Origin of the sequence: Anabaena sp. CS-542/02 (genome assembly GCF_028331085.1) — a bacterium.
Lineage (GTDB): Bacteria > Cyanobacteriota > Cyanobacteriia > Cyanobacteriales > Nostocaceae > Anabaenopsis > Anabaenopsis arnoldii.
The window spans coordinates 1-5403 of record NZ_JAQMTM010000168.1; the positions used below are offsets into that span (position 1 = coordinate 1).

Here is a 5403-nt window from a genome sequence, read left to right on the forward strand (position 1 = left end):
GGAACCTTTGACATCTAACCGAGCATTGTCACCAAAACTAATACCATGGGGATTAATTAAAAACAGGTTAGCATTCCCCAATACTCCCAAGGTTCCCAAAATACTAGAAGGATTACTTCCCGTCACCCTGGTTAAAATATTACCAATATTATCGGGGTTACTAAAATAAACCCCTCTATCAGCGCCCACGTTAAAATCAGTGAAACTGTGAAATAAGTTACTCCCACGGATGGCTCCCCCTTCAATGATGTCACGGTTATTTACCGTATCATTCCTGACTGTGGAGTTTAAGCTATTGTCTGGTGTGAGTTGGGCGTTAACTACCTGCATATTTGCAGTAGTAATTAAGCCGATGAGCATCTGAAGGACTAACTGACAACTGGGATGTTTGATTAACCCTGGAATTTTCATAACCTGGACTCCACAGAGAAATATAAACCGCTTTCTTGCCATGTTCTATCCTGAGATTTGACATGAATCAGGGGAATTCCCCACTCAATACGAGCCTTGAACTGACCAGCCAGCCACTGCAGACCTAAGCCAGAACCCATCAAAGTATTAGTATTTAATTTAACTGTATGATCACTATTCCACCCCAGCCCAAAATCTGCGAAGGGAATCAGCGATAACACGCTTTCATTGTTGGATAGTCGCCACACAGGTAACTGAACCTCTGCTGTTACGACAACGCCATTATCTGCTAATAGGGCATCCTGACGATAACCCCGCACACTAGAAATTCCCCCGATACTAAACTGTTCCAATGGCACAAGACTTTCTGTAACTAATTGCCAGTCAGAACGCAACACGAGTAACATATCACGTTTTTGATTTAAGGCACGCACATATTGCCCTTGTCCACGCCATGAGAAAAACCGACTGTCAGGCAGATCATTATTAGTGGTAGCATCCAAGAGTCCTACCCCTAAATTAAATTGAGAGTAAAAACCTAGTACTGAGTTTGAGGTACGTGTTAGCCAATTCTGGGAGAAAGCAATTTTAGAAATGCGAGTTTCACCATCATTATTCGCACCACGAGATATAGGAAAACCTTCCGCACTCAGTTGGGTTGTGCTTTGTTGATGGGAAAAAGCTATACCTAAACCGAATTCTTGATTAGCACTTTGAGATAATGGTTGACTGAAACCTATTTCGTAATAGCTAGAGTCGCCAGTAATATCAAGTCGGTCAAAGGGCGGCTCGGTGACGTTAGTTCTGGTCAACCCACTGGCTAATCGCAGTTTACCATTGCTGGGATTCAAGGGGATAGTGTAGCTCAAATCTATGACATTACTACCATCAGTATTGGCATAACCCACACTTAAACTATCACCATCACCGGAGACATTACCTTGATTAATTTTAACTCCCCTTCGCCAACTACCGACACTGGGAGAACGACCATTATTGGTAAAGATATCGATATGAAAACTATCGGCTTCTGTCACCGTAACTTCTAATAAACTTAAATCTGGTCGCACTCCTGGTGTTAATTGTGCCGATATATTTTGAATTTGAGGATCGAGTTTTAAAAGTTGTAGGGCTTCTAGGATGCGATTTTGATTCAGGGGAGTTTGTGCTGCTAAAGCCAACCGGGAACGAATGTACTCGGGTCTTAAGCGTTGGGTTCCCCTGACCTTAATATCCTCAATACCTCCCTCAATAATTGAAACTCTAACTACACCATTTTGAGCAGAAAGATTTTGAGGTTCAATTACCACCCCAGAATTAACAAAACCACGATCAACATACAAGTTATTTAACCGAGATTCTAATGCTATTAAGTCAGCAAAGGTAATTTCTTTGTCCAGAAAATCTTTAACTTCTGCTGTTAATTGTTCCTGACTAAAAGCCGTATTACCTAAAAACTCAAATCCTTTAACTTTAAATTTCCCAGGAATAGCTTCTAGAGGTGCAGTAGTAGTTGGGGGAACAGTTTCCAGTCTAGGTTCCTGTGTGAGCATCTGCTCATAGCCCTGGGCATATCCTGTATTAGTTATGACCAGCAAAAATATACTACAACCAATCCTCACCATCCAACCTATGTGGATTTGGCAAAATACACCTTTGCAGTTTTCAACATCTTTCAATGTCTGCTTTAAGAGTGTAGCCATGTATTTACCCTGATAATACGATTGTGCATGGTTTTTCTGTAGGAAAAAATATTAGGGGTTTATAAGTACTATTAGTATATGGTGTAATGTGGTTAAGTGAACATATGAATCAGTTACCAACCACAGAAACCAACTATGTGTTTTAAGAAAATTACTCAACGAGCTAAGAGGATGTTTGATAAGTCATGATTAGTGTATCGAATATTCTTTTACCCCACCCTAACCCTCCCCTTGTAAGGGGAGGGGACTGGATTTTATTGTTTTTTGTCTGTTCCCCAATCCTTCCCAATCCTTCCGGTGTGTTCCCTGTTCTCTGTTCCCTAATATAAAAATTACCTGTTTATAGCCTTTTTCAGGCTAATGAAGTACACATCAATTGCCTATTCCCTGTTCCCTATTCCCTATTCCCTGTTCCCTGTTCCCTGTTCCCTGTTCCCTGAAACTAAACAACTTTGTACCTCACGAGCATGGGAAATGCTATAATACTTCCCAAAAAACCTCTAAAACAATATAAGCTCCATATCCCTTACAGGTATTAAATAATACTTACTCTTGGTCAAGCATTCATTTTTGATTGAATAAAAGCTGATAACTAATGACCAATGGAGATTGGTACTTCATAGCATATTATTGATGTCCTCTAACACTTCTATTGCTGACTCATATCTTTGACGGTAGTTGAGATGTACCATTTTATTTAATATTCTGGTCAATTCCTCAGTAGTATCCGCTATTTGCCACCAATCTTGCCAAATTTGCTCACCACTGGGAGATAGTGTAGGAATAGTTATAAAATCAGTTTTAACATCCCTCAGAAATTGGTGTTCTTGAGGATTTACCCCTGTTAAGGCTTGTATGGCCAGTATTCCCAAAGCATAAATGTCACTATTGAGTCTTGGTGCACCAATCATTTGTTCAGGAGGTGCATAACCACGAGAGGCGAAGATAATCGAATCTAGCTGATGATTTTGCGGTTGCAGTTGTTTCACACCCCCAAAGTCAATTAAGACAATTTGTGCATCTGTTGTTCGCCGCATTAAGTTGCTGGGTTTGATGTCTTGATGAATGACCTGATAGCTGTGGACAAACACCAGTATTTGTAAAACTTCTTTGAGGATCTTGATGACTTCAGACCTTAAGTAACATATGCCAGAATTTAACTCATGTTTCAAGGTATGACCGAGAATATACTCTTGGACTAAATAGAAATTATTATTTTCTGATAAAAAGGCTAGTAATTGGGGTATTTGTGGGTGTTTACCCATAATTTCCAGAATATCTGCTTCGGTATGAAATAGTCGTTTAACTAGCTCCAGATATTCTGGATCTTGACGGACAGGATGCATCTGTTTCACAACACACAGGGGATTTCCTGGGCGTTGAACATCTCGAGCTAAGTAGGTTGTGCTAAATCCTCCCCGCCCTAAATTATCGGTAATTTGATAACGGGTTCCCAGTAATCTCTGCGTTGACAGTGGTTCGAATAAATAATCAGTCTCTGGCGTAGTAGTCAGGGTTACCTGTTGTTTTTGTAACTCAGCAATTAATTCCTTTTGTCTTTGCAACAATTGTATAATTTGTTTTTTATCCTGTTGACTATCATGAGCGCTATAGGCCAGTACACTCACATTTGCAACTACCAGACCTAATGCAGGCGCAACCACTGGGAACCATCCCCCGCGGGTAAAAATTACAAAGTTACCCACAAATAAAACTAGTAAAGATGCGGCTGACCACAGTCCTAAGCTTAATGGATATCGCAGACGCCCGGCTACATATCCCCCCAGTACAGACCATGACCCTATCCAGAGAACTTCAGCCCAACCAGGTAAAAACCAAAACAGAGGCTGGTTATTTAAAACCGCACTCAGAATCTGACTAATCATTTGTCCATGTATTTCTACCCCTGCCATCTTACCGGAATTATCAGCTTTTCCAGTATTAAATGGGGTATTGAATATATCTTTTAGGCTCGGTGCGGTGGAACCAATTAAAACAATTCGGTCTTTGACTAAATCTGGTGTAATTTCACCTGCAAGTACTCGTGTAACAGTAACTTCTTCGGCAATTTTACCCCGCGCGGGGTAATTCAGTAAAATTTGGTAGCCCCTGGTATCCGCATTTTCATAACCGCCAGAGTTACTTTCAAGGGGTGTAAATATCACATCACCTAATTGTAGTTCCTGATTCACGTTTGATTGCAGTGGAATGCCTTGCAGTGCTAAGTATTTCAGGGCTAACCTCCAACTTAAGGAATAGATACTTTGGCAAATGTCAGACTCTTCCACTTTCACTGCTATGAGATTGCGGCGAATCAAACCATCTGTATCTTCCACAAGATCGCTAAATCCTACCCGCCCGGGTTTTACTCCCGCAGGGGGTGCAATACCAGGCTCTCGAACATTGGTATGTTTACATATAGAAATAATCGAATCACTCCGCCCTAAGCGTTGTAGAAGTTCTTCATGACCAGGTTGTACGGGTAAATCACGGAAAATATCTAAACCGATCGCAATGGGTTGATGTTCTTCGAGTTTGCTCAAAAGCTGATTGAGAACTTCACCAGATAAAGGCCAACCCCATCTTTGTAGATCCTCTTCAGTGATGGAGACAATTAATAAACGGGGATCTGGGCCGGGATCACTACGCATTTGCATCATCTGGTCATAGACCTTTAACTCCAGTACCTGTAATACTTGCAGCTTCTGCAATCCCAGTATTAACACTGTGGCGATCGCACTGCCAATAATCACTGGATGCTTGAATATTTTTACTAAAAATTTAGTGATTTTTTTGATTAAGTAAGAGTCATCCACCATGATTGTTTACGTAATTTTTGCAAATTTACCCAAATTTTAACTATTTCTGCTATCTATAGCACTACGCATACACGTTAGGACATCATAATTGTGGTTTTAAGGGAACAGGGAACAGGGAACAGGGAACAGGGAACAGGGAATGGGAAGGATTGGGAAGGATTGGGAAGGATTGGGGAACAACAAGCAGGGAAATGTCCTAACACTTGTGGTTACTGCTATAATATGATGTCGATGACTAAAATCCTCAATATCAGCAAAAATTTGTGCTAGTCGCGGGTATGGCACGCCAGCTATCACAGGTATGCTCAGTTACCAAGGATAATCTTTATATAGTTGCTAATAATATGGACAAATATCCAAAGCATTAGTTCGGAAGTTTTACTTTCACTGGACAAACTACAATGCCCTCTATCCCATTTGCAAAAGCATTTGGGACTGCTTTTCTCATGATGTTATAAGATCCATTAACA

The 5403-nt window shown here is 40.7% G+C and carries 3 protein-coding genes; all 3 read right to left on the reverse strand.

Annotated features, from left to right (window positions below; translation table 11 throughout):
- A partial coding sequence (locus PN447_RS17480) for a filamentous hemagglutinin N-terminal domain-containing protein (protein WP_271764286.1) occupies positions 1–360 on the reverse strand: 360 nt, incomplete at its 3' end.
- Between the two features lie 47 nt (positions 361–407).
- Positions 408–2114 carry a ShlB/FhaC/HecB family hemolysin secretion/activation protein gene (locus PN447_RS17485; protein ID WP_271764284.1) on the reverse strand — a complete coding sequence of 569 codons (1707 nt, stop codon included), beginning with the start codon at positions 2112–2114 and terminating at the stop codon, positions 408–410.
- A 617-nt stretch (positions 2115–2731) separates the two neighbouring features.
- Positions 2732–4933 carry a CHASE2 domain-containing serine/threonine-protein kinase gene (locus PN447_RS17490; RefSeq protein ID WP_271764285.1) on the reverse strand — a complete coding sequence of 734 codons (2202 nt, stop codon included), beginning with the start codon at positions 4931–4933 and terminating at the stop codon, positions 2732–2734.
- Positions 4934–5403 lie beyond the last annotated feature (470 nt).

What these genes read in the sequence shown, in the direction of transcription:
- PN447_RS17485 (WP_271764284.1), bottom strand. Translation starts at nt 2,114, where the DNA reads ATGGCTACACTCTTAAAGCAGACATTGAAAGATGTTGAAAACTGCAAA.
- PN447_RS17490 (WP_271764285.1), bottom strand. Translation starts at nt 4,933, where the DNA reads ATGGTGGATGACTCTTACTTAATCAAAAAAATCACTAAATTTTTAGTA.